Annotated in this window: 22 protein-coding genes; 12 read left to right on the forward strand and 10 right to left on the reverse strand. The window is 61.2% G+C overall.

Annotated features, from left to right (window positions below; genetic code table 11):
* The first annotated feature begins 139 nt into the window (after window positions 1-139).
* Window positions 140-988 carry a formyltetrahydrofolate deformylase gene (gene purU / locus ACFIQF_RS17420; protein ID WP_393944782.1) on the forward strand — a complete coding sequence of 283 codons (849 nt, stop codon included), beginning with the start codon at window positions 140-142 and terminating at the stop codon, window positions 986-988.
* 101 nt (window positions 989-1,089) lie between these two features.
* Here the strand turns inward: purU and ACFIQF_RS17425 are convergent, their stop codons facing one another.
* Window positions 1,090-1,503 (reverse strand): hypothetical protein, encoded by a 414-nt coding sequence (locus tag ACFIQF_RS17425; RefSeq protein WP_393944784.1) that lies wholly within the window; start codon window positions 1,501-1,503, stop codon window positions 1,090-1,092.
* A gap of 221 nt (window positions 1,504-1,724) precedes the next feature.
* On the opposite strand from ACFIQF_RS17425, the gene ACFIQF_RS17430 reads away from it, so the two are divergent.
* A complete protein-coding gene (locus ACFIQF_RS17430; RefSeq protein WP_393944786.1) occupies window positions 1,725-3,248 on the forward strand; it encodes an FAD-linked oxidase C-terminal domain-containing protein in 1,524 nt (507 codons plus the stop codon).
* A gap of 106 nt (window positions 3,249-3,354) precedes the next feature.
* On the opposite strand, the gene ACFIQF_RS17435 is transcribed toward ACFIQF_RS17430, so the two are convergent.
* A complete protein-coding gene (locus ACFIQF_RS17435; protein WP_393944788.1) occupies window positions 3,355-4,038 on the reverse strand; it encodes a hemerythrin domain-containing protein in 684 nt (227 codons plus the stop codon).
* Between the two features lie 279 nt (window positions 4,039-4,317).
* On the opposite strand from ACFIQF_RS17435, the gene ACFIQF_RS17440 reads away from it, so the two are divergent.
* A complete protein-coding gene (locus ACFIQF_RS17440) occupies window positions 4,318-4,725 on the forward strand; it encodes a hypothetical protein (protein WP_393944790.1) in 408 nt (135 codons plus the stop codon).
* A 130-nt stretch (window positions 4,726-4,855) separates the two neighbouring features.
* Here the strand turns inward: ACFIQF_RS17440 and ACFIQF_RS17445 are convergent, their stop codons facing one another.
* Window positions 4,856-5,830, reverse strand: coding sequence for a DUF6882 domain-containing protein (locus tag ACFIQF_RS17445; RefSeq protein WP_393944791.1), 975 nt, complete (start codon window positions 5,828-5,830; stop codon window positions 4,856-4,858).
* 239 nt (window positions 5,831-6,069) lie between these two features.
* A complete protein-coding gene (trxA, locus tag ACFIQF_RS17450; protein WP_393944793.1) occupies window positions 6,070-7,026 on the reverse strand; it encodes a thioredoxin in 957 nt (318 codons plus the stop codon).
* A gap of 112 nt (window positions 7,027-7,138) precedes the next feature.
* Between trxA and purE the strand changes: the two genes are divergently transcribed.
* The 4 genes from purE to ACFIQF_RS17470 all read left to right on the forward strand — a co-directional run bounded on the left by purE (window position 7,139) and on the right by ACFIQF_RS17470 (window position 10,906).
* Complete coding sequence (purE, locus tag ACFIQF_RS17455) at window positions 7,139-7,633, forward strand: 5-(carboxyamino)imidazole ribonucleotide mutase (protein WP_393944795.1); 495 nt, start codon at window positions 7,139-7,141, stop codon at window positions 7,631-7,633.
* On the forward strand, window positions 7,630-8,802 hold the full coding sequence (locus ACFIQF_RS17460) for a 5-(carboxyamino)imidazole ribonucleotide synthase (RefSeq protein ID WP_393944797.1): 1,173 nt from the start codon (window positions 7,630-7,632) through the stop codon (window positions 8,800-8,802). The genes purE and ACFIQF_RS17460 overlap by 4 nt, the downstream gene beginning before the upstream one ends.
* 9 nt (window positions 8,803-8,811) lie before the next feature.
* A complete protein-coding gene (locus ACFIQF_RS17465; protein WP_393944799.1) occupies window positions 8,812-9,807 on the forward strand; it encodes an L-threonylcarbamoyladenylate synthase in 996 nt (331 codons plus the stop codon).
* A 100-nt stretch (window positions 9,808-9,907) separates the two neighbouring features.
* Complete coding sequence (locus ACFIQF_RS17470; protein WP_393944801.1) at window positions 9,908-10,906, forward strand: SGNH/GDSL hydrolase family protein; 999 nt, start codon at window positions 9,908-9,910, stop codon at window positions 10,904-10,906.
* 143 nt (window positions 10,907-11,049) lie between these two features.
* On the opposite strand, the gene ACFIQF_RS17475 is transcribed toward ACFIQF_RS17470, so the two are convergent.
* On the reverse strand, window positions 11,050-11,928 hold the full coding sequence (locus ACFIQF_RS17475; RefSeq protein ID WP_393944802.1) for a pirin family protein: 879 nt from the start codon (window positions 11,926-11,928) through the stop codon (window positions 11,050-11,052).
* Window positions 11,929-12,064: 136 nt separating this feature from the next.
* On the opposite strand from ACFIQF_RS17475, the gene ACFIQF_RS17480 reads away from it, so the two are divergent.
* Window positions 12,065-12,973, forward strand: coding sequence for a LysR family transcriptional regulator (locus ACFIQF_RS17480; RefSeq protein WP_393944804.1), 909 nt, complete (start codon window positions 12,065-12,067; stop codon window positions 12,971-12,973).
* Between the two features lie 157 nt (window positions 12,974-13,130).
* Here the strand turns inward: ACFIQF_RS17480 and ACFIQF_RS17485 are convergent, their stop codons facing one another.
* Window positions 13,131-13,469, reverse strand: a complete 339-nt coding sequence (locus tag ACFIQF_RS17485; protein ID WP_393944805.1) for a hypothetical protein — start codon at window positions 13,467-13,469, stop codon at window positions 13,131-13,133.
* A 375-nt stretch (window positions 13,470-13,844) separates the two neighbouring features.
* Window positions 13,845-14,717, reverse strand: a complete 873-nt coding sequence (locus ACFIQF_RS17490) for a TIR domain-containing protein (protein ID WP_393944806.1) — start codon at window positions 14,715-14,717, stop codon at window positions 13,845-13,847.
* 442 nt (window positions 14,718-15,159) lie between these two features.
* On the opposite strand from ACFIQF_RS17490, the gene ACFIQF_RS17495 reads away from it, so the two are divergent.
* On the forward strand, window positions 15,160-15,618 hold the full coding sequence (locus ACFIQF_RS17495) for a hypothetical protein (protein WP_393944808.1): 459 nt from the start codon (window positions 15,160-15,162) through the stop codon (window positions 15,616-15,618).
* A gap of 123 nt (window positions 15,619-15,741) precedes the next feature.
* Here ACFIQF_RS17495 and ACFIQF_RS17500 read toward each other — a convergent pair whose 3' ends face one another.
* Window positions 15,742-15,885 carry a hypothetical protein gene (locus ACFIQF_RS17500; RefSeq protein WP_393944809.1) on the reverse strand — a complete coding sequence of 48 codons (144 nt, stop codon included), beginning with the start codon at window positions 15,883-15,885 and terminating at the stop codon, window positions 15,742-15,744.
* Between the two features lie 55 nt (window positions 15,886-15,940).
* The gene (argC, locus tag ACFIQF_RS17505) at window positions 15,941-16,867 is read right to left on the reverse strand and encodes an N-acetyl-gamma-glutamyl-phosphate reductase (RefSeq protein ID WP_393944874.1); all 927 of its coding nucleotides are present in this window, start codon (window positions 16,865-16,867) and stop codon (window positions 15,941-15,943) included.
* A 129-nt stretch (window positions 16,868-16,996) separates the two neighbouring features.
* Here argC and ACFIQF_RS17510 point away from each other — a divergent pair, with 129 nt between their 5' ends.
* Complete coding sequence (locus ACFIQF_RS17510; RefSeq protein WP_393944811.1) at window positions 16,997-17,881, forward strand: LysR family transcriptional regulator; 885 nt, start codon at window positions 16,997-16,999, stop codon at window positions 17,879-17,881.
* A 355-nt stretch (window positions 17,882-18,236) separates the two neighbouring features.
* Here the strand turns inward: ACFIQF_RS17510 and ACFIQF_RS17515 are convergent, their stop codons facing one another.
* On the reverse strand, window positions 18,237-18,782 hold the full coding sequence (locus ACFIQF_RS17515) for a GAF domain-containing protein (RefSeq protein WP_393944813.1): 546 nt from the start codon (window positions 18,780-18,782) through the stop codon (window positions 18,237-18,239).
* A 452-nt stretch (window positions 18,783-19,234) separates the two neighbouring features.
* On the opposite strand from ACFIQF_RS17515, the gene ggt reads away from it, so the two are divergent.
* Together ggt and ACFIQF_RS17525 are read left to right on the forward strand one after the other, a co-directional pair.
* On the forward strand, window positions 19,235-20,830 hold the full coding sequence (ggt, locus tag ACFIQF_RS17520; RefSeq protein WP_393944814.1) for a gamma-glutamyltransferase: 1,596 nt from the start codon (window positions 19,235-19,237) through the stop codon (window positions 20,828-20,830).
* A gap of 36 nt (window positions 20,831-20,866) precedes the next feature.
* The gene (locus ACFIQF_RS17525) at window positions 20,867-21,880 is read left to right on the forward strand and encodes an amino acid ABC transporter substrate-binding protein (RefSeq protein ID WP_393944815.1); all 1,014 of its coding nucleotides are present in this window, start codon (window positions 20,867-20,869) and stop codon (window positions 21,878-21,880) included.
* Window positions 21,881-21,901 lie beyond the last annotated feature (21 nt).

Consider the following 21,901-nt stretch of genomic DNA (forward strand, 5'->3'; position numbering starts at 1 on the left):
CTGTCCACGGGAAAAGCGCTAAGATCCTGGGCTCGTGATTTAACACTCATTTACACCTGCTGTCGCAGCTTTTACCCGGGATCAAAACAATTCCTCGGTTTTCCGGCTAAGCCCGCGGTGCTGCGACAATGGCATGCTTATGACCAACGCCTACATCCTCACGCTTTCCTGCCCCGATCGCACCGGCATCGTGCATGCCGTCTCCGGCTTTTTGCTCGAGCAAGGGGGCAATATTGAAGAGGCCGCCCAGTTCAACGACAACGCCACGGGCCTGTTTTTCATGCGCGTGCGCTTTGCCTGCGCCAACACCGATTACGACACGCTGCGCGCCGCGCTGACCGAGTTCGCCAAGCCGCTCGACATGAAGCTGCGCCTGTACTCGGCCAGCGAGCCGATGCGCACCGTCATCTTCGTCAGCCGCGAAGGCCATTGCCTCAACGACCTGCTGTTCCGCTGGAAATCGGGCCTGCTGCCCATCGACATCCGCGCCATCATCAGCAACCACCGCGATTTCTACCAGCTCGCGGCCAGCTACAACATCCCCTTCCACCACCTGCCGATGACCAAGGACAACAAGGCCGAGGTGGAAGCCAAGCAGTTCGAGATCGTCAAAAACGAGGCAGCCGACCTGGTGGTGCTGGCCCGCTACATGCAGATTCTGTCGGACGACCTGTGCCGCAAGCTCTCGGGCCGAGCCATCAACATCCACCACAGTTTCCTGCCCAGCTTCAAGGGCGCGCGCCCCTACTACCAGGCGCATGAGCGCGGCGTGAAGCTGATTGGCGCCACCGCCCACTATGTGACGGCCGATCTGGACGAAGGCCCGATCATCGAGCAAGACGTGGCCCGCGTGGACCACTCGCGCACCGTGGAAGACTTCACCGCCCAGGGCCGCGACACCGAAAGCCAGGTGCTGGCCCGCGCCGTCAAGTGGCACAGCGAGCACCGCGTGCTGATGAACGGCCACAAGACCGTCGTCTTCCGCTAAGCCACCACCCCGAACAAGACAAAGGCCAGTTGCCGCGAGGCACTGGCCTTTGTTTGGGCTGTAAAAAGAGCCGCAAACGCTTGTCAATCAAGCGTTGGCAGCTACAACTGCGACAGCACCCGCCACCCTTGGGCATCCCGCGCCAACAATAGGCGCGTGGTGGCGTGGCGCTGGCCCAGTACCTGGGAGTGCAGGGTGACCTGCGCGTCGCACAAATAATGGCCGCCGTCCCGGGCTGTGCAACCGTGCAATGCCACGGCGTGAACCGTGGGCACCAGCGCACGGCCGGCGTCCTGACCATAATGTTGTTGAGCGGGGGCCACAGCCTCAGCAAAGTGGCGCTGCAGTGCAGCCTGGATGTCGGCGCTGTCGGGCGCAGCACTGCAAGCCGCCAAGCCCAGCCCCAGAACCAGCGGCAAAGCCAGCCGGGCTGCAGCCCGGCGCAGCGGGCGCTGGCATGGCGCCGCCAGCAGGCTTGGCCTGGCGCGCTGGTGAACGCGGTCTCCCGTTTGCATGTTTGTCTGCCTGTTTGTTTTTTTCTTGTCTGGCTCGTCTGCGTTACACCGTGATGGGTCTCCCTCCCCCGGTGTGCGAATCCATTGATTGGATATTCTCATAAACAACACTTATGGTTTGCCAACAAAGGTTACGCCGCCCCCTGTGGCTTACCCGAACAAAGCGCAGCCGGTATGCCTAAGCGACCCGAGGCGCGGCTGTAACTTGCTACAGTGTCGCCATGAGCCAGCCCGCCCCCTCCTCCGCCAGCTCTGGCGCGGACACCCCCGCCAGCCCGGTTGACCGCACCACACGCCAGCGCGAAGTGCTTGCCGTCCTGCGCCAGGTTTTGCCCGAGCACAACCTGCTGTGGAACGACGAAGACACCACGCCTTACGAATGTGACGGCCTCACCGCCTACCGCCAGCGCCCGCTGGTCGTGGCCCTGCCCGAAACCTACGAGCAAGTGCAAGCGGTGCTCAAAACCTGCCACGCGCTGCAAGCGCCCGTGGTGGCTCGCGGTGCGGGCACCGGCCTCTCGGGCAGCGCGCTGCCACTGGAGCTGGGGGTTACCTTGTCGATGGCGCGCTTCAACCAGATCCTGCGGGTAGACCCGGCGGCCTGCACGGCAGTGGTGCAGTGCGGCGTGCGCAACCTGGCCATCAGCGAGGCAGCGGCGCCCTACGGGCTGTATTACGCGCCTGATCCGTCGAGCCAGATCGCCTGCACGATTGGCGGCAACATCGCCGAAAACTCCGGCGGCGTGCACTGCCTCAAATACGGGCTGACAGTGCACAACGTGCTCAAGATCAAGGGCTTCACCGTCGAGGGCGAGCCCATCGAGTTCGGCAGCGAGGCACTCGACGTGCCCGGCTACGACCTGCTGGCCGCCGTGATCGGCAGCGAAGGCATGTTGGCCGTGGCCACCGAAGTCACCGTCAAGCTCATCCCCAAGCCGCAACTGGCGCGCTGCATCATGGCCAGTTTTGACGACATGCGCAAAGCCGGTGATGCAGTGGCCGCGGTGATTGCTGCCGGCATCATCCCTGCCGGGCTGGAGATGATGGACAAGCCCATGACCGCCGCCGTCGAAGACTTTGTGCGCGCCGGCTACGACCTCACGGCCGAAGCCATTTTGCTATGCGAGAGCGATGGCACGCCCGAAGAGGTAGCTGAAGAAATCGCCCACATGACCCAGGTGCTGCGCCAGGCCGGCGCCACCGCCATCAGCGTGAGCGAGAGCGAAGAAGAGCGCCTGCGCTTTTGGAGCGGGCGCAAAAACGCCTTCCCCGCCAGCGGCCGCATCAGCCCCGATTACATGTGCATGGATTCGACCATTCCGCGCAAACGCCTGGCCGACATCTTGCTGGCCATCCAGCAGATGGAGCAAAAATACCAGCTGCGCTGTGCCAACGTTTTCCACGCCGGCGACGGCAATCTGCACCCGCTGATCCTGTTCGATGCGAACGACCCCGACCAGCTGCAGCGCTGCGAAAAATTCGGCGCCGACATTCTGGAAACCAGCGTCGCCATGGGCGGCACCGTCACCGGCGAGCATGGCGTGGGTGTGGAAAAGCTCAACAGCATGTGCGTGCAGTTCTCGGCCGAAGAAAACGCGCAGATGCTGGCGCTCAAAGCGGCTTTCGATCCGCAAGGCCTGCTCAACCCTGGCAAGGTCATTCCCACGCTCAACCGCTGCGCCGAATACGGCAAGATGCTGGTGCGCGGCGGCCTGCTCAAGCACTCCGAGCTGGAGCGCTTTTAAGAACGTGTTTACGATCTCCTCGCGCCGCGACTGCGTAGAGATCGTAAACACGTTCTAACGCCCGAGGCTGGCGCGCCAGAGCCAGCCTGATCCGCGCCGCGTCCGATCAGCGCCGAATCTTCTTCACCACCTTGGCAGCGGCCTTTTCCTCGGCTTTGCGGCGGTTGAAAACCTGGCGCATATAGCGCAGATCGCTCGCACTCAAATGCTTTTCGGCGGCGATGAACTGCTCTTGCTCCTCTTCAGCAATGTGGTGCAGGTATTCTTCGCGCAGCTTGTCAAAGTGGCGCAGCCAGCCGCTGGAGGCCATATCACGCGCGGCCAAGTCTGCCAGCAGCTTGTCCATTTCCTTGTGCTCGCCCACGGCATGGCGCGCATCTTCCGTGGTTTGGGGGTTGCGCATGACGCTGGACCACAGTGCCTGCTCCTCCGCGGCCGCGTGGCCCTTGATCTCGTGCACCAGCTCCTTGAACAAGCGCTTGCGCTCGGGCGAGGCGCCCTGCGTTTGCGTAACCATGGCAAGCAAGGCGCGGTGGCGGTCGTGGTCTTCGACCAGGCGGCCAAAAATATCGGGGTTGCCGCGAAACTTGGTGCTTGGCGTGCTGCCCATGCGCACCGCTAAACCGGGCGCTACGGCCTTGGCTTTGGCCACTGCAGCGGCTTTGGCCGTGGCTGCTTTGCCGGTGCTCGTTTTTTTGACAGTCGCCTTTTTAGCAATCGTCTTTTTGGCGCTCGTCTTGCGCGCCGGGGTGGCTGTGCTGCGCTTTGCAGCAGTGCGGGTAGCTGCCATCGGGCCTCCTTCGTCGTTGTGCAGATGCATGTGTCTGGTTTGGCGCTGCGGGCACTGCCCGCCCGCGCAAGGTCCAGCCTATGCGCTGCACCCGGGCTCGGTGTAGGCGCGAGCCCTGCACAGGCTGTCGGACAACAACGCCAAGCGCTTCGCTTCAGGCCAACGGCCAGCACGCGGCCCTTTGTCTGGTTTGGCTGACAGGCAAGCCGTGCCCAGCGGTGCACCATGGCACTTGGCTGGCTGTGCGAAGCGGCAGCCAAAACAACCAGGACCATACCGATGAACCTCTGCAACACCGCATTCAGCACCACTTTGCGCGCCTTGGCACTGGGCTGCAGCCTCGCTGGCGCTGGCGCCATGGCACAAACACCCGAGCTGCAAACTGCCGGCAGCGTGCAATACCGCTGCGGCGGCATTGGCGTGGACGAATCCCAGGCCATGCGCTCGGCCATGAAGGATTACCCGCTCGCCCTGCTGTTTGCCGCAGCCGGGGGCGACTACCAGGCCGACATCAGCGTGCAACTGACAGGCGCCAGCGAGGCCAGTTTTACCGCCGGCGGCCCGGTCTGCCTGCTCAAGCTCCCCGAAGGACGTTACACCGTCAAAGCCACCACCAAGGACGGGCGCGAGAAAAGCCAATCGGTCGAGGTTAGCAAAGGCAGCAAGTCGCTGGATTTTCGCTTTTAACGGTGCACACGCCTGAGCCCAATCATCAAAAAAACCTGCAGGGCTGGCGCACTGCAGGTTTTGCTGTTTTAGGGCTGCGGCGCGAGACGCACGCCAGCAGCGTTTGCAAGTTTGCTTCCCGGTCAGGGCTTCACTTCATATTGCCCGTCAGCCCGCTCAATCGGCCTTGCTCGTCGAACTTGGCAGCAATGCTGCTGGCGCCGCGTGTGGCAGTGATTTGCGCCGCACCCTCTTCCAGCGCAAAGCCCTTCGCGGGCAGGTAGTGCTGCAGCAACAGGCGGTGGTTCAGCTCGAACTCGCTGATCAGCTGCGGCACCACGCTCAGCACGCGCTCGGGCTTGCTGTTGGCGGCATGCGGCAGGCCTTGGGCCGGGTCGATCAGTGCCAGCAAAATGCCGTCACCATAATTGCCCAGGTAGTAACCGGCGCTTTCGTCGGCACCGGCGGCGATCAGGCCGATGGCATGCAGATCTTGCTCGCGCAGCTCGGAGCGCGGCTGGGTGAACAAGGCCAGTTGCTGCGCATTGCCAAAACCCAAAAGTTGGCGCGCCACTTCGGTAAATGCCGGCTGCACCTCGGCCTGGGTGTTGGCCCAGATCCATTGCCAGGTGCCCGATTGGAAAGAATACGAGCCCAGCACCTGCATGCGAAAGCGCAAGTCGTCGCCAAACTGGATCAGGCCCTGGCTGGTGTCGGCCGACCAGGCGCGATCGCCTACTTTTTCAGCAAAGTCGATCTGCCTGTCCCAGGCCATGCCGGCGTAGACCGAAAGCGCGTCGCGCAAGGCCGGGTCGTTGATAACGGCGGGCAACGCGGCAATACGCGCCGCCTCTGCCTGCGCGGCGGCTTCAAACAGATCGGGTTGCGGGTTGTGGTCGCCGGCGCCAGCTTCCGCGGCTGGCCCGTCCAGGTGCGGGGCAACGGGCGCGCCGGGAATGGCGGCCGGGCTATCCAGGCTGGCCTGGGGATCAAAAGCGGGTTCGTGTGCGGCGGCAAAGCCGGGCTCGACCGGGGTTGCCGGGCCTGGGCTGGCTGCATTGTCCGCGTGGTTGGCCGTTGGCGCCGAGGGGTTCAGCCAGCCGAACAGTTTTTGCCACAGTCCCATGGTGTTGATTCTCCTGCAATGGCGGCACGCCCCATGCGCCAAGGCGCTGGCACCACCTGCTGCTGGCTTGGCCGCGCCCCAAACGGGCACAGTTGCGCGCCCATTACCGCTTTGCTGCTATCAGTATAGGTGCAAACCACTAACCCCCGCTGGCACAGTTGCAACCGGGTGTAGGGCCAAGGCCGGCTTTTTTGCTGGCTTTGGCACGCAAAAGGCGGTCAACGCGCTGCCAATGCGCCTCAGTTCAGCGCCATACTCAGGCGGCGGCGGTAGCTGTTGAGCGTGGCGGTGAGCTCGTCTTCCTGCTTGCCGGCTTTACCCGTGAGCTCGATGCCGCCAGCGGTTTTGCCGGGCACAGCGCCGTCATCCTTGGGCTTGGGCGGGGTCAGCAGCTCCAAAATGGCGATGTAGAGCTTGCGAGCGGCCTGGTCGTTCCAGGTTTTGTCGCGCATGATGATTTCGAGCAGCTCATCGAGGCTGGCCAGCCACTGGCCTTCGGCCATCAGCGCACGCGCCTTGGCAAAGCGAGTGTCGAAATCGCGCTTGTTGGCGGCGATCAGCTCGTCGAACTTTTCCAGCGGCCAGTCGCCACGGTCGTCCTCGTGCACAAAGCGAATGGCTTGCGCCCATGCCTTGAGCGCCTCAAAGCGCAGCGGGTGCTGAATGCGCTTGAGCGGCTCTTCGAGCTGGGCTTCGGCCTCGTCGAGCGCGCCGGTCTGGATCAGCAGGCGCACATAGTCAAAGCGGGCGTCGTCGTTGCTCGGGTCGGCGGCCAGTGCTTCTTGCAGCATTTGCAGGGCCGCTTGCACATCGCCGCTGTCGAGCAGTTGCTGCGCCTCGTCTGCGCCAGCCTCGGCTGCCAAAGCGCCTTCAGAAGGCACGTGCTTGTCGAGAAACTCGCGCAGCTTGCCCTCGGGCTGGGCGCCCATGAAACCGTCCACCGGCTTGCCGCCGATCATCAGCACGCAGGTGGGAATGGAGCGAATGCCGAACATGCCGGCGAGCTGCTGCTCCTGGTCGGAATCGATCTTGACCAGCTTGAAGCGGCCGGCGTACTCGACTTCGAGCTTTTCCAGAATCGGGCCCAGGGTTTTGCAAGGGCCGCACCAGGGTGCCCAGAAATCCACCAGCACTGGCACTGCCATCGAGGCCGCAATGACTTCGGCTTCAAAACTCTGAATGGTGACGTCGATCATGTCGCTATAAATCCGTGTTGAACAGGCAGCTTCACTGCAAAAAGTAAAATGGCGGGTTCCATCCTGGCGCGGGGCCGGCAATCTTGCCCAAGGCTATCCGCCAACGCACACTATGACACCCATCCAAGTAGGCGTGGTCATGGGCTCCAGCAGCGACTGGGAGACCATGCAGCACGCAGTTGCCATTCTCCAGCAATTCGGTATCGCCTTTGAGGCCAAGGTAGTCTCCGCACACCGCATGCCCGACGACATGTTCCGCTTTGCGGAGAGCGCAGCCGAGCGCGGAATCCAGGCCATCATCGCCGGTGCCGGCGGCGCCGCCCATCTGCCGGGCATGATAGCCGCTAAAACCACCGTGCCAGTGCTCGGCGTGCCCGTGGCCAGCCGCCACCTGCAAGGCGTGGATTCGCTGCACTCCATCGTGCAAATGCCCAAGGGCATTCCGGTGGCCACCTTTGCCATCGGCAACGCTGGTGCTGCCAATGCTGCGCTGTTTGCCGTGGCCTTGCTCGCCAACCAAGACGCCGCGCTGCGTGCCAAACTCGAAGCCTTCCGCGCCGAGCAGACCGAAGCCGCCCGCAACATGACCTTGCCGGTGAACGAATGAGCGCCGCCAATAACCAAGTGATCCTGCCCGGCGCCACGCTGGGCGTGCTGGGCGGCGGCCAGCTCGGCCGCATGTTCGTGCATGCCGCGCAAGCCATGGGCTACTTCACCGCCGTGCTGGACAAAGACGAAACCAGCCCCGCCGGCCTGGTGAGCCACCACCACATCCGCACCGGCTACGAAGACCCGCAAGGCCTGGCCGAGCTGGCCAAACTGTGCGCGGCCGTCACCACCGAATTCGAGAACGTGCCCGCTGGCGCGCTCAACCAACTGGCACAAAGCCTGCCTGTGTCGCCCGCCGGCTCTGCCGTGGCCATTGCACAAGACCGCGCTGCTGAAAAAGCCCACTTCGTGAAGTGTGGCGTGCCCTGCGCACCTTATGCGGTGATCGAGACGGCCGAGCAACTGGCCGCCGTCAACGACGCGCTGCTGCCTGGCATCTTGAAAACCGCCCGCATGGGTTACGACGGCAAGGGCCAGATCCGCGTCAAAACCCGCGCCGAGCTGGTCGCCGCCTGGGACGAGCTCCAACACGTGGCCTGCGTGCTCGAGAAAATGCTGCCGCTGGCGCACGAATGCTCGGTCATCGTGGCCCGTGGCCGCAATGGCGACATCGTCAACCTGCCCGTGCAGCGCAACCTGCACCGCGAAGGCATTCTGGCGGTCACCGAGGTCTACGCTGGCAACGTGCCCGCTGCGCAAGCCGAGCAAGCCATTGCTGCTGCAAAATCTGTAGCAATCGGTTTGGACTACGTGGGCGTGCTCTGCGTCGAGTTCTTTGTGCTCGACAACGGCCAGCTCGTGGTCAACGAAATCGCTCCGCGCCCGCACAACAGCGGCCACTACAGCCAGAACGCGCTGGATGTGTCGCAGTTCGAGCTGCAAGTGCGCTGCATGACCAACCTGCCGCTGGTGCAGCCGCGCCAGCACAGCGCCACCATCATGCTCAACCTGCTGGGCGATCTGTGGTTCAAGAACGGCGATGTCGCGCAAACGCCCGCCTGGGACCAGGTGCTGGCTCTACCCGGCGCCCACCTGCACCTGTACGGCAAGGTCGATGCCAAACGCGCCCGCAAAATGGGCCACCTCAACATCACCGCCGCCACGCCCGAGCAGGCACGCGAGACCGCTTTGAAAGCGGCCGCCATTCTGGGCATCGAAGCGTTTTAAGGAACTGACGTGATTTTGGATGGACAGCTGGACACCTCGGTCCAGGCCGCCGCCCAGGCATTGCAAGCCGGCCAGCTGCTCGGCCTGCCGACCGAAACGGTCTACGGCCTGGCAGCCGACAGCGACAACGACGCCGCCGTGGCACAGATCTTCAGCGCCAAGGGCCGGCCCGCCAACCATCCGCTGATCGTGCACGTGGCCAACGCGGCCGCCATCACGCGCTACGCCAAGGAAGTGCCGCTGTTTGCCCAGCAACTGATCGACGCTTTCTGGCCCGGCCCGCTCACGCTGATTCTGCCGCGCCTGCCCGGTGCCGCCGAGGCATCGACCGGCGGGCAAGACAGCGTGGGCCTGCGTTGCCCATCGCACCCGGTGGCGCATGCCGTGTTGCAGGCCTGCCAGCAGCTGAGCCCGCCCGTCTGGGGTGTCTCGGCGCCCAGCGCCAACAAGTTTGGCCGCGTCAGCCCCACTACGGCGCAGCATGTGGCCAGCGAGTTTGGCGACGATCTGCTGGTGCTAGATGGCGGCGCTTGCGAAGTAGGCATTGAATCGACCATTGTCGACTGCACCCGTGGCGTGCCCGTGCTGCTGCGCCCCGGCGCTGTCTCGCGCGACGATATCGAGCGCGCTTGCGGCCTGCGAGCGCTCTCAAAAGAAGAGCTGCCCGAGCACACGCCGCGCGCCTCAGGCACGCTGCTGGCGCACTACGCGCCCAACGCCAAGGTGCGCTTGATGAACGCCAAGCAGCTGCAATCGGCGCTCGACATTCTGGGCGCCGACGGCAAAAACATCGCCATCTACCACCGCAGCCCGCTCAAGGCCGGCAGCGCCAAGCTGCTGCTGCGCCGCATGCCCGACACGCCACTGGCGGCCGCCCACGAGCTGTTTGGCATGCTGCGCAACTTCGACACCTGGGGCGCGCAACTGATCTGGATAGAAACGCCGCCCGAGAGCGCCGACTGGGAAGGCGTGGCCGACCGCCTGCAGCGGGCCGCAGCGGCCTGAGCGCGCGTGGGCCGTTTTCCGTTTTACCTCTCTTTACCTGCATTGTTTGGACGCGTCTGTGAGCCTCGCTACACTACGCACTACTAATTGGAGAACCTTCATGGCAGCAAACTGGATGCGCCGTACCGTGTTGAGCTCTGTGGCTGCGGCCTCGGTAGCTTTGCTGGCGGCCTGTGGCTCAAGCTCCGTCGCCAACTCGGTCAAGCCCGACAGCCTCGTGACCTTTGGCGATGCGCTCAGCGACCTGGGACAAAACCCCAATGGCCGCCCCTACTCGGTCACCACCACGACCACCGCGATCAACAACTGGACGCTGGAAGTGGCTAACCAATACGACCTGACGCTGGCGCCCGCCAAGCAAGGCGGCACCGCCTACGCCCAAGGCAATGCCCGCGTGGCGCAGGCCGATGCCACAGGCGTCACCAACGCGCCCTCGATCACCGCGCAGATCGACAGCTTCCTGGCCGCCAACCCCAGCTTCGGCAGCAAGCAGTTTGTGCTGATGAGCGGCGGCATGAGCGACATCATCGCCGGCTACAACGAATACGCCGCCGGCACCAAGACCAAGGACGCCTACCTGGCCGACATGGCTACCGCCGGCTCGCTGATGGGCGACCAGGTGATTCGCCTGAACAAGGCAGGCGCCCCGCGCATCATGGTCATCGGCTCGCAAAACCTGGGCCGTACGCTGTGGGCCAAGGATCTGGACGAAGCCCAGGAAGGCGCCGATCCCAAGCCCAGCAAGCTGCTCGAAGACGCCACCACCGCCTTCAACAATGCCCTGCTGCTGAAGGTCAACGCCATGGACGGCCGCCAAGTGCTGTACGCCGACGTGCAGTACTACTTCAACCGCCTCACCGGCGACCCCAGCAACTACAGCTTCACCAACGCCAAAGAAACGCTGTGCAACAGCGTGGACGCCAGCAATGGCATGAACATCGGCGCCAACCAGGTGAACTCCTCGCTGTGCACCGACGCCACGCTGGTCACCAACGAGAAAATCAAGCAATACCTGTTTGCCGACAAGATCAGCTACACGCCCGAGGCGCACCGCCAGCTCGGCACCTGGATCCAGGACCGCATGGAAGCCAACTGGTAAGCCCAGCTCACCGAGCACACAGCAAAACGGACACCTAGGTGTCCGTTTTTCATGGCGCCCACGCTAAAGCCAGTGGCGTCTACGCTGCGTAGCAGCACCAGCACCAGCACCAGCACCTCATCGCGGCTTTGTGCCCGCCAACATCAGGCCTGCATGGAGCCGAACTTGCCGCTGTTGAAATCGTTCACTGCTTGCACGATCTCCTGCTGGCTGTTCATCACAAACGGGCCATAGCCCACGATCGGCTCGTCAATCGGCTCGCCGCTCATCAGCAAAAACGCCACCTCGCCGTTGGCCTCGACGGTGATCGACGTACCCGCCTGCTCGGTCACCACCAACTGCGCCTCGCGGGCCACATGTTCGCCGTTCACCAAGGCCGTGCCATGCACCATGGCCAGTGCCGTGCTCCAGCCCTCGGGCAAATCCAGCGTCACGCTCTCGCCAGCGCTCAGGCGCACATCCCACACGTTCATGGGTGTGAATGTGTTGGCCGGGCCGCGAACGGTCGGGCCACGGTTACCGTCAAACTCGCCCGCAATCACCCGCACCAGGCCGCCGCCGGGCAAAGCCACGGCCGGGATCTGTGCGTTGCTAATGGCCTGGTAGCCCGCAGGCGCGCTCTTGTCCTTGGCTGGCAGGTTCACCCACAGCTGCAGCATGCGCAGTTTGCCGCCCTGCTCGGTAAAGGCAGGCGAATGGAACTCCTCGTGCAAAATGCCGGCGCCCGCCGTCATCCACTGCACATCGCCAGCGCCAATCACGCCGCCCTGGCCGGTGGAATCGCGGTGCGCCACCTCGCCGTCGTACACGATGGTCACTGTCTCAAAACCCCGGTGCGGGTGCGTGCCCACGCCACGCGGCTGAGCGGCAGGCTCAAACTGCGTAGGGCCGGCAAAATCGAGCAGCAAAAATGGGCTCAACGCCTTGCCGTGGCTTTGGTAAGAAAACAGCGAGCGCACGGGAAAGCCGTCGCCCACCCAGTGCTGGCGCGGTGCGTCTTGAACCTGCAGAATCTTCTTCATCGTGTTTCCTTGTCTGGCCGGTGCAAACAACGCGCCGGGCCGAGCAAGAATTATGGGTATGGAACACTGCCAGCAGAAGAGCGCATAATTTGCTCGATTCGTTCTATTTAATGAACGATAAACCGCTCACACCCCCATGCAGCACCAAGACCTCAACGATCTGTATTACTTTGTCCAGGTGGTAGACCACGGCGGCTTTGCGCCCGCTGGCCGCGCCCTGGGCATGCCCAAATCCAAGCTCAGCCGCCGCCTGGCCTTGCTCGAAGAGCGCCTGGGCGTGCGCCTGTTGCTGCGCTCCACGCGCAAATTTGCCGTCACCGAACTGGGCCAAACCTACTACCAGCACTGCAAAGCCATGCTGGTAGAGGCCGACGCCGCGCAGCGCAGCATCGAGGCCGTGCAAACCGAGCCACGCGGCGTGGTGCGCCTGTCTTGCCCCATCACCTTGCTGCACGAGCTGGTCGAGCAAATGCTCACCACATACATGCTGCGCTACCCCGAAGTGACCGTGCAGCTCGACGCCACCAACCGCCGTGTCGACGTGATCGGCGAAGGCATGGACCTGGCCATCCGCGTGCGCACGCTGCCGTTGGAAGACAGCGACCTGTCGGTACGCATGCTCTCGGTACACAAACAGCATCTGGTGGCCAGCCCCATCTTGCTGGCGCGCCAAAACCTGCCGCGCTCACCGCAGGATCTGGCCGGCTGGCCGAGCCTGTGGCTGGGCTCGCCCGAGCAACAATTTCTCTGGCAACTGCAGCACAGCGAGCTGCCGCCCGTGAGCGTGCCGCACCAGCCGCGCCTCATCACCACCGACATGGTGGCGCTGCGCAGCGCCGCGCTGGCGGGCCTGGGCGTGGTGAAGCTGCCGATGATCATGATCCACGAGCAAATCGCCAATGGCACGCTGGTGAAAGTGCTGCCCGAATGGAGCCCGGCCGAAGACGCCATACACGCCGTATTCCCCAGCCGCCGCGGCATGCTGCCCGCCGTGCGTGCCTTGATCGACCACTTGGCGTTGGAGTTTTCGAAGGTGGAATGCTGAGAGTGCAGCAAGGCGTGCGATGCTTGTGGATAAGTTTGCAGCGCCAGGCGGATTGCACCCATGCAATCCAAAACCAAGCCCAATAAAAACACAGAACCCACCCGATGCAACACACCGGCGGGCTCTGTTTTGATGGTTGAGGCGCTAAGGCCTTGGCTTAGCGTGCTGGCTGCGCCGCTTTGTCTTTGTGTGCGGCTTGGGCTTGGTCGTTCACCATATCGAGCAACTCGCCCGCATTGGCGGCCATGGTCACTATGGCTTCTATCAAGCCGCTGCGCAGGTAGCCGCCCAAAACCAGGGCGGTGTCGCTGTAATCCTCGCCAGTCTCTGCCACCAGCACGCGGGCGGCCGCTTCTATACCGCGCAGGCTGCGGGCCAAGCTGGCCGCCTGGTGGTGTTGCAGCCGCAGAGAGTAGTTAAAACCAGCCACCGTATTGGCGTGGGCCGCCGCATGCAAATCGAACGGCTGGGGATCATCGCGGAAAGCTTCGGTCATTGCGCACCTCCCGTTTTCTGCGAGAGATGGTGACAGTGCGCGTGGCTCGCGCTGCGGTGGGGGAGGTCCATTGGTTTCATGGTTCCTTGCTCCTGAGTGAAACGCCTCGCTGTCGAGGAGGCTACACCGCTTGCTTTTTGGTGTTCTTACGCACCAGCCCCTTTACGGGGGCTGGGCGGATTATGGCATGGGCGTTGGAGGCGCTGGTGGGCGGACCGAGTAGATGGCCATAGGTGGCTTGTTTGGTGGCTGCTATCGGCCAAAGCCACCGATCACCACAAGACAAGCAGTTAATCAACGTTTGACATTAGCGAAGCCTGCCGGCAAGGCGTCTCATCAACAGAATGGTTAGTTTATTTTTTTACGCCGGCGGCCTTACATTCCGTAGTACTTGCCGCCAAAACCGACACTTAAAGGGGCACCGTCATAGAGACACGAAACGCTCACCTTGAGCTTTCGCCTATGGTCACTGTAATGATGGTAGTGGACAGCTTTTTTGACCAACTCCAACTCGGCCGGATTGATGCTAAGCGCCCCAAGAATGATCTCCGAGTCAAACTCTTCTGACTGCTGATGAGGCGCAGTTCGTTTGAGTTCTATATCAACATAGTTGATGAAATTTCCTTCCGCCTCGAGAACCAACCGGCATTCTTCACTCTCAAGGATGATGTTCCCTACTTCGTTCGGAATACCTCCAACGGCCTTTGCAGCGGCATCAATTGTCAATCCGATGTATTGGAATGGTCTGTGAAATGGGCTGGACAAAACAGGCAGGCCGCTCGCCCAAGCCTTGTCTAGCGCTCGCCCGATGTGCTGGCCTTGCTCGGGACGTCTAAGTACGCTTCGGCGAAAGACTACCCCGATACTTCGCACGAAGTCCTCAAGTGCGACTTCATAACTTTCATCATTAGTAAAGTCAGCATACTTCTTTCCGAGAAGAAATCCCGGTAGCTCGCACTTTCGGTATAGAAGAGGAAGAACCTTGACCTGCTTACCAAGGATCTCTTGGTTCATAGCGACGTCTATCTCTTTTTGAACCCACGCTGAGTTAACGGAGTCGGGAGAAAGAACGACGGCCACATAGCTCATTGAGTCGAGTCCTTGACGAATCTTCTCAATGAGTGAGTCTCCAACTTTGATTTCTGCTTCATCAATCCAACACTTGACTCCATGCACGTCAAGGTCGCGGGCCAGCCGACGAACGAATGGCTTGTCTTGGGAATTGTGGCTAAGGAATATGCTGGTCATTTTTATCTCATGAAACCTAATTTCTGCGGTAACCAGCGTGCCGTAGGAACGCCTGGTGGAGAAGGATAAAGCATCGTTGCGATGGATCTAGAAGGGAACATGCTTAACACCATTGCTCACGGAGGCCGAGGACTAACTTTCTAGAAATGTAACAGAGTCATTCTTGCCGACTGCATTGGGACGTTTGCTCAGGAAGACTGCTACGGAGCCATCGCCGATCGAGGCGATCAGCCGATGAGGCACGAATGACAGCAAAGGAAAGCAGACGCCCTTCCCATAACAGCACAGATATTGCAATGCTAGTGTGCCGTCTTGCATAGCTGCAGATAGAAGAGCAGACTGCCTAGGGTCGGACCATAGAAGACAGTTACAGTTAAGCATACGAAATGAAAATCTGAAATGTCTTGAGTCCTCCCCAAGTCGCATCCATAGGAGTTCACTGATGGCCACTTGGCAATTCGATCTGGCGCTCCTGCCTCACGGTTCACCGTTGCCAACGCGTGGCCCAGAGGGATATGACGCGCCCACATTCATGGACCGTGAGGTCAAGACGGCTCAAGCCTGGCTACATGAACGCTTCGGAGATCCGTATGAAGTGCTTCCCGACTGGCTCGTTTATGGATCGGACAAAGGAAACAGAATAGATGTTGTTCTGGACTCCGATTTCAGCGCTGAAATCAGTGCCCGATTGGATGCTCGTGTCAACATCACAGAATTCGCAAACGAACTTTGCGATCTATGCAAAACCTTGAACGCCGACCTCTTCTCTATTGAGTTCTGGAGGGTCGTGGATTCAAGCACTGCTGCGATTGAGGCAGCACTACAGCGCTCGCGGGCCATTGCGTATGTTCGAGACCCAGTAAGCGTTCTTAGAGCAATCAGCCAAGAGGCAGATCGTTAAAGCGGCAGGGGCAGACACACAAACCCAAGCCATCAACCCGCCTTCTCCGCACCAAAGCGTCAAGCATCTGATTAGTCAACGGCCTGCCAGCATCCCCAATAAGCGCCAGCAACTACCCAAGCCCTACTGCCCTGCCACCCAGTCAATCAGCGCATCCCAAGCAGGGCGCTCTGCAGGCGCGTTGTCGCTGTTGGCCATGGCAACCACTACCCAGCGGCGGCCGTTGGCGCCGTTGACGTAGCCGGCGATGGCCGATGCGTCGCGCAAGATTCAGTCCACAGTCTGAGGCCAGCCCCGTTATCCACCAAGGGCTACGCTGGCGCTAATGCGCAAGCATCAGCTCCAGGTTCTGCACCGCTGCACCGGATGCGCCTTTGCCAAGATTGTCAAATACCGCAGACAGCAGAACCTGGCCGTGTTCCTCGTTGTAGAAAACACTCAGATGCATGTCGTTCGTGCCGTTCAGCGCCTGTGGGTCCAGGTGCTCCAGGGCTTTGGCCTCCTGCATTGGCAAGACGCGTACATGCTTTGCCTCTGCATAGTGGCGCACGAGGCAGGCGTGCAGAGCAGCGCCGTCTACACCGGGCGCCAGCACCCGCAACGCAAGCGGTATTGTCAGCACGATACCCTGGCGGAATGCACCGTATGCAGGGACGAAGATGGGGCGCTGCGCGAGCCCTGCCTGCTGCTGAATCTCTGGCGCGTGCTTGTGCGCAAGTGCCAGGCCGTAGACCTGGAAGGCAGGTGCGCTGGTGGCGCCTGCCCCTTCGTGCTCCTCAACGCCTGCGCGCCCTCGTCCGGAATAGCCGGACACCGCATGAATGCTGACCGGATAGTCGGCCGGAATGAGTCCGGCCTGCACCAGCGGATGCAGCAAGCCTGTTGCACCGGTCGGGTAGCAGCCGGGGTTGGTGACGCGGCGCGCCTTCGCAATGCGTTCGGCCTGCCCTGGCGCCATTTCGGGGAAGCCGTAAGTCCAGTCCGGATGGGTCCGGTGTGCGGAGCTGGCGTCTATCACCCTGACGGCCGGGTTGACAATGGCGGCAACCGCTTCGCGTGCCGCAGCATCGGGCAAACAGAGAATGGCAATGTCGCAAGCGTTAATGGCTTGCGCACGTAGCTGCGAATCTTTGCGGTCTGCTGCAGCGAGCTTGAGCAGACGGATGTCGGCCCGGTTGCGCAAGCGCTCGTGAATCTGCAAACCAGTGGTGCCTTGGTCGCCGTCGATAAAAACAATGGGTACGCTCATATGCGGAATACTCCCGTGGCTGTGGGCCATGGCCCGTGAGAAGAACCTCGATGTTCCTAGGAACTCCAAAATATTGAAAGTTGAATTTCGCAACGCTAAAATTCAGTTTTTCTTCATTTGGATATAGGCATGCGAGAGATCAGCCTGGACCGTTTGCGGACCTTGGTCGCCATTGCCGACCGGGGTTCATTTGTTGAAGCTGCGCGCAGACTGCACCTGGCCCCGCCAACGGTCAGCCTGCATATTGCTGAGCTTGAAGAACGTATAGGTGCACCACTGCTGTCGCGCAAGCGCGGCCACATCAAACCATCGCCCATTGGCGAGGTGCTGGTGGAGCGCGCACGCCGCTTGCTGGAAGATGCGGAGCAGGCGTTGGACGATATTCAACGCCAGGTTCAAGGCCTTGAAGGCCGTGCGCGGCTCGGTGCTTCGACCGGCGTGATTGCACACCTGTTGCCGCAGGCGCTGGAAGTGCTGCGCCAAAACCGTCCTGGCATCGATATCCAGATTGCCGTGCTGACTTCGCAAGAAACGCTGTCACGGCTGGCAGATGGTTCCTTGGAAATCGGCATAGTCGCCTTGCCCCAGCCTCCGGTGGCCGGGCTCGTGATCAAGCCCTGGCGACGCGACCCGGTCATGGCCTTTGTGCCTGCGCATTGGCGCAGCCCGGCCCGCGTTACGCCCGACTGGCTTGCAGCCCAACCGCTGATCCTCAACGACGCAACCACAAGCCTTTCCCGCCAGACAGAAGAGTGGTTCGCCGCTGGCGGCCACCAGCCGGTGCCGCGCATCCAACTCAATTACAACGACGCGATCAAGAGCCTGGTCGCGGCCGGCTATGGCGCAACGCTGTTGCCGCATGAGACTGCTTCGCCATCAAGCGACGACCGCATCGTCATGCGGCCACTGCGCCCGGCATTGTGGCGACGCCTCGGCATTGCGCACCGTACGGGGCATATAGAGCGCTCCACACAGCATGTGCTGGATGTGTTGTGGGGTTTGCGATTGGCATGAAAGCTGTGCTACGGGCCCATGCGCTTTGTTTTTTGATGACAAGCAGGTTCAGGTCAGCGATCAAGGCTCTGCACTAGCCTCTACCCAATAACGCTGCTTGTGTCCTCGCGCTTCGTAGATCTGCTGGTAGTAGTGCGCGATTCTTTGGCTCTCATAGGAGCGCACCAGGAACTGGTTCCCGTTGTCGTCTTGCCAACGGCATGCGGCCCGCCGTGTTCGAGCAGAGTGCTCCAGAAGCTATTGAAAATATAGCAATTACCAACAGTGTTAGATTGGCTGGACTATGCGCCCACAGCTCCCAGCCTTTGCGATTGCCGCCGCTCTGGCCTGCGCAAGGCTGCTCTATGCAGGTTGATCATTGCCCAGTCAAAGACGAGCCAAACTCGGCTGGGCTATTTTGCATTGCCAGCAGCTCTTGCTTGTACAGCGGAACTGCCATGGTGGCGAACAGCGCCAGATCGTCTGCCATGTCCTCGTGATACCAGCCCGCCTTGTGCAGCAGGTTCAGCGAACCCAGGGTGACGCCATTCCACCGAACCGGGACGTTAACTGCCGATTCGCAGCCCAAGGCCTCAATCACATCGTAGTCAAAGAAGGCACGCCGGCATTCTTCTTTGTCACGGCAGTAGCGTGAGAGACCAGCGGTGACGACAGTGCGATAGAAGTCGTTGTCCACATACAGCGGTTTGGTGCCGCCACAGGGGTAGTTGAGGGGGTCGCTGCTGTAGATTCTGCGGTCCAGCATGCGCGCTTCGTCAATGATGAGAACGGTAAACAAACGGTGCCCTACCGTGCGGGCCAATGCCGTCTCGATCGATTTGAAGGCATTTTCTGCCGTGTGCCGGCCTGCCAGCGCGGGCACCAGTTGGGACAGGGCTGAAAGGGTATCGGAAGAGTACATGGCCCGATTCTGGCCACGCCCTGCAGAGCAGGCAAATGCCCAAATTCTTTGCTCCCATAAGTGCTTTCGCATGGGCCAACCCTGCTTGTAGTGGCGCTCCCAGCCCATGCAAAACTGCTTATGCCTCCAGCCAAATTATTTATTTGCTCTGATGCATTGCCATCCGCAGAATCTGTCTCGTGGTAGCAGTCCCGCTGTCTGCATGGAGGCCGGAATAACCGATTTGTTGCGCTGGTGCTGCCATGTACGGGCATAACAAATTCGGTATTGAGACCATAGAACCAATCTATTCATAAACGAACTAGGTTTTGAATGCCATCACATGCGCGGGGTGCCATGGGTATGACACCCGCTCCCACAAAAAGTGGCGATATGCGGATGCCTCTCTTTTCTGAAGTATGACTATGACCAGCTCACGCAAACCCGTTTACAGAGTTCCTGAACCACACGCCATGGTGGTTGCGCCACAGCCTGAGGCGGTAGCGGCTGGCGCAGATGTGCTGCGCGCAGGCGGAAATGCGCTGGATGCCACCATTGCCTGTGCCTTGACCCAAGGGGTGGTGGACCCACTGATGTGCGGCATTGGCGGGTTTGGTGTGATGCAGATTTTCGACCCCGCCTCGGGTGCCCATCTCGTGTATGAAGGTTTTGGCGCTTGCCCTCTGGAGAGCCGGGCAGATCAGTGGGAAGGCATCTACCTGGGCGACACGACCGATGGGTTTGGTCACCGTTTGCAAGGCTTTGTGAACGAAGCCGGAGCCATGGCCGTGACGGCCCCACCCATTCTTCGCCTGCTCTCCAATGCCCACCAGCGGTTTGGCCGGCTGAACTGGTCGGAGCTGTTTTCGGAAGCCATCGTGCAGGCGGAGTCGGGCTGGATGATCCGGCCCCATGTCTATACGGTGTTTACCCAGAACGAGCGCAAGTACGGGCGCATGAACTACGGCGAGAAGCTGGGCCTGACCGAAGACGGGCGAAGAATCTATCTCGAGGAAGACGGCAGCTACAAGAAACCGGGGGCCATGGTGCGCAACCCCGATCTGGCACGAACCCTGCGCCAGTTGGCCGCCGAAGGCGCAGATTCGTTCTATTTCGGTGATTTGGCCAAGCGTATCGTGGCAGACGTGCGCAGCCAGGGCGGCATTCTTTCGCTGCAAGATTTTGCGTCTTTGGTGGTTCCCGAGTCGGTGCCAATGAGTGTGGATTACCGCGGGTGGCGCATTGCAACACCTCCACCGCCGGCTGGCGGCCAGTTGGTGGCGGAGATTCTCAAGATCTTGGAGCATTTCGAGCTGACAAAGCTGGCCCATAACTCGCCCGAGTACATACGCATTCTGTTCGAAGCGATGAAGGTGGGCTTGAGAGACCGGGAGGCCTTTATCGGGGACCCTAACTTCATGGACAACCCGGTCGCGCGCCTGCTTTCGCAGGCCTACACGCAAGGCATTGCCAACGATATCCACCATGGCAAAAAGGCCTCGGTGGATCGGCGCACCGCAGCAGAGTCCAAGCATACGACGCATGTGTCAGCAATGGATGCCAACGGGATGATGGTGTCGTTCACCCACACCCTGGGCAACCCCTCGGGCTTTATCGTGAAGGACTCGGGCTTCATGCTCAACGGCGCCATGAGCCAGTTCGACCCCATGCCAGGGCGCCCCAATTCGATCGAGCCGGGCAAGCGGCGTATTTCCTCCATGGCACCCACTTTGGTGTTTGACCAAGACCGGCCGGTGCTGACGATTGGCGCGCCGGGTGCATCGTGGATTGGGCCTGCAGTGGCCCAGGTATTGGTCAATATTCTGGATTGGGGCATGCCGATCCAGGAAGCGATCAGCGCTCCGCGCGTTGTTGCCACCAGCAATGCGATTGACATCTCAAACCGCATTCCGCGCACCACCGAAGAGGCGCTGGTGCGCCAGGGCTACGAAGTACGGCGCAGCTACAACTCATATGCCTTTGCAGGGGTGCATGGCATTACGCATTTTGATGGTGTCATCCGTGGCGGCGCAGACCCGCAGCGAGATGGCTATGCAGCAGGCGTTTAAGCAGTTCAATCCACCAGTCAAGCGAAGGAGACAAAAATGCGATTTTTCAAACTCACCATGGGCCTGGGTCTCGTAGCGGCTGCAGGGCTTGTCCACGCAGGCGCCACTTTCGACAACGTCAAGAAAAAAGGCTTTGTGCAGTGCGGCGTCTCGACCGGCGTTCCCGGCTTTTCCAACCCGGACAGCAAAGGCAATTGGACAGGCATCGACATTGATATTTGCCGAGGCATCGCCGCAGCCATGTTTGGCGACGCCAGCAAGTTCAAGGTGACTCCGCTCAATACGCAGCAACGCTTTACGGCCCTCCAATCGGGCGAAGTGGACGTATTGACCCGCAACACCACCGTCACCTTGACGCGCGAGTTTTCGCTGGGTCTGGTGGCTGCGGGGGTCAATTTTTATGGCAGCCAGGGCATCATGGTCAAGAAGTCGCTGGGCGTGAAAAGTGCGAAAGAGCTCAACGGCGCCACCATTTGTGTGCAGCCCGGAACCACGACCGAGTTGAACCTGGCGGACTACTTCCGCACGGAAAAGATTTCCTTCAAACCCGTGGTGATTGACAAGTACGACGAAGCCGTTCGCGCCTTTGCCTCCGGCCGTTGCGACGCCTATACCACCGACAAATCCGCTTTGGCGATCACGCGGGTGTCCCTGGGAGATGCGGAGAACTTTGTGATCCTTCCCGAGGACCTGTCCAAGGAGCCCAACGGCCCCATGGTTCGCCAAGGCGATGACACCTGGCTGAATGTGGTGCGCTACGTGCTCAATGCCATGCTGGAGGCCGAGGAGTTCGGCATCACCTCCAAGAATGTCGACGAGCAACTCAAGAGCCAGAACCCTAACGTGCAACGCATTCTGGGCGTGACCCCGGGGCTGGGCAAGAGCATGGGGCTGGACGAGAAGTGGGCTTTCTCCATCATCAAGCAGGTGGGCAACTATGGTGAAAGCTACGAAAGAAACGTTGGTGCGGGCAGCCCCGTCAAGCTCCCCCGCGGCGTAAACGCACAGTGGCGCCAAGGGGGTCTGATGTACGGTTTGCCACTGCGCTGAGCACGCAGGTTGGCGTCCAGA

This window comes from Comamonas trifloxystrobinivorans (assembly GCF_043359985.1).
GTDB lineage: Bacteria > Pseudomonadota > Gammaproteobacteria > Burkholderiales > Burkholderiaceae_C > Comamonas > Comamonas trifloxystrobinivorans.

Excerpts from the sequence above, each read along its gene's own strand:
- purU (WP_393944782.1), top strand. The coding sequence starts at position 140 with ATGACCAACGCCTACATCCTCACGCTTTCCTGCCCCGATCGCACCGGC.
- ACFIQF_RS17425 (WP_393944784.1), bottom strand. The coding sequence starts at position 1,503 with ATGCAAACGGGAGACCGCGTTCACCAGCGCGCCAGGCCAAGCCTGCTG.
- ACFIQF_RS17430 (WP_393944786.1), top strand. The coding sequence starts at position 1,725 with ATGAGCCAGCCCGCCCCCTCCTCCGCCAGCTCTGGCGCGGACACCCCC.
- ACFIQF_RS17435 (WP_393944788.1), bottom strand. The coding sequence starts at position 4,038 with ATGGCAGCTACCCGCACTGCTGCAAAGCGCAGCACAGCCACCCCGGCG.
- ACFIQF_RS17440 (WP_393944790.1), top strand. The coding sequence starts at position 4,318 with ATGAACCTCTGCAACACCGCATTCAGCACCACTTTGCGCGCCTTGGCA.
- ACFIQF_RS17445 (WP_393944791.1), bottom strand. The coding sequence starts at position 5,830 with ATGGGACTGTGGCAAAAACTGTTCGGCTGGCTGAACCCCTCGGCGCCA.
- trxA (WP_393944793.1), bottom strand. The coding sequence starts at position 7,026 with ATGATCGACGTCACCATTCAGAGTTTTGAAGCCGAAGTCATTGCGGCC.
- purE (WP_393944795.1), top strand. The coding sequence starts at position 7,139 with ATGACACCCATCCAAGTAGGCGTGGTCATGGGCTCCAGCAGCGACTGG.
- ACFIQF_RS17460 (WP_393944797.1), top strand. The coding sequence starts at position 7,630 with ATGAGCGCCGCCAATAACCAAGTGATCCTGCCCGGCGCCACGCTGGGC.
- ACFIQF_RS17470 (WP_393944801.1), top strand. The coding sequence starts at position 9,908 with ATGGCAGCAAACTGGATGCGCCGTACCGTGTTGAGCTCTGTGGCTGCG.
- ACFIQF_RS17475 (WP_393944802.1), bottom strand. The coding sequence starts at position 11,928 with ATGAAGAAGATTCTGCAGGTTCAAGACGCACCGCGCCAGCACTGGGTG.
- ACFIQF_RS17480 (WP_393944804.1), top strand. The coding sequence starts at position 12,065 with ATGCAGCACCAAGACCTCAACGATCTGTATTACTTTGTCCAGGTGGTA.
- ACFIQF_RS17485 (WP_393944805.1), bottom strand. The coding sequence starts at position 13,469 with ATGACCGAAGCTTTCCGCGATGATCCCCAGCCGTTCGATTTGCATGCG.
- ACFIQF_RS17490 (WP_393944806.1), bottom strand. The coding sequence starts at position 14,717 with ATGACCAGCATATTCCTTAGCCACAATTCCCAAGACAAGCCATTCGTT.
- ACFIQF_RS17495 (WP_393944808.1), top strand. The coding sequence starts at position 15,160 with ATGGCCACTTGGCAATTCGATCTGGCGCTCCTGCCTCACGGTTCACCG.
- argC (WP_393944874.1), bottom strand. The coding sequence starts at position 16,867 with ATGAGCGTACCCATTGTTTTTATCGACGGCGACCAAGGCACCACTGGT.
- ACFIQF_RS17510 (WP_393944811.1), top strand. The coding sequence starts at position 16,997 with ATGCGAGAGATCAGCCTGGACCGTTTGCGGACCTTGGTCGCCATTGCC.
- ACFIQF_RS17515 (WP_393944813.1), bottom strand. The coding sequence starts at position 18,782 with ATGTACTCTTCCGATACCCTTTCAGCCCTGTCCCAACTGGTGCCCGCG.
- ggt (WP_393944814.1), top strand. The coding sequence starts at position 19,235 with ATGGTGGTTGCGCCACAGCCTGAGGCGGTAGCGGCTGGCGCAGATGTG.
- ACFIQF_RS17525 (WP_393944815.1), top strand. The coding sequence starts at position 20,867 with ATGCGATTTTTCAAACTCACCATGGGCCTGGGTCTCGTAGCGGCTGCA.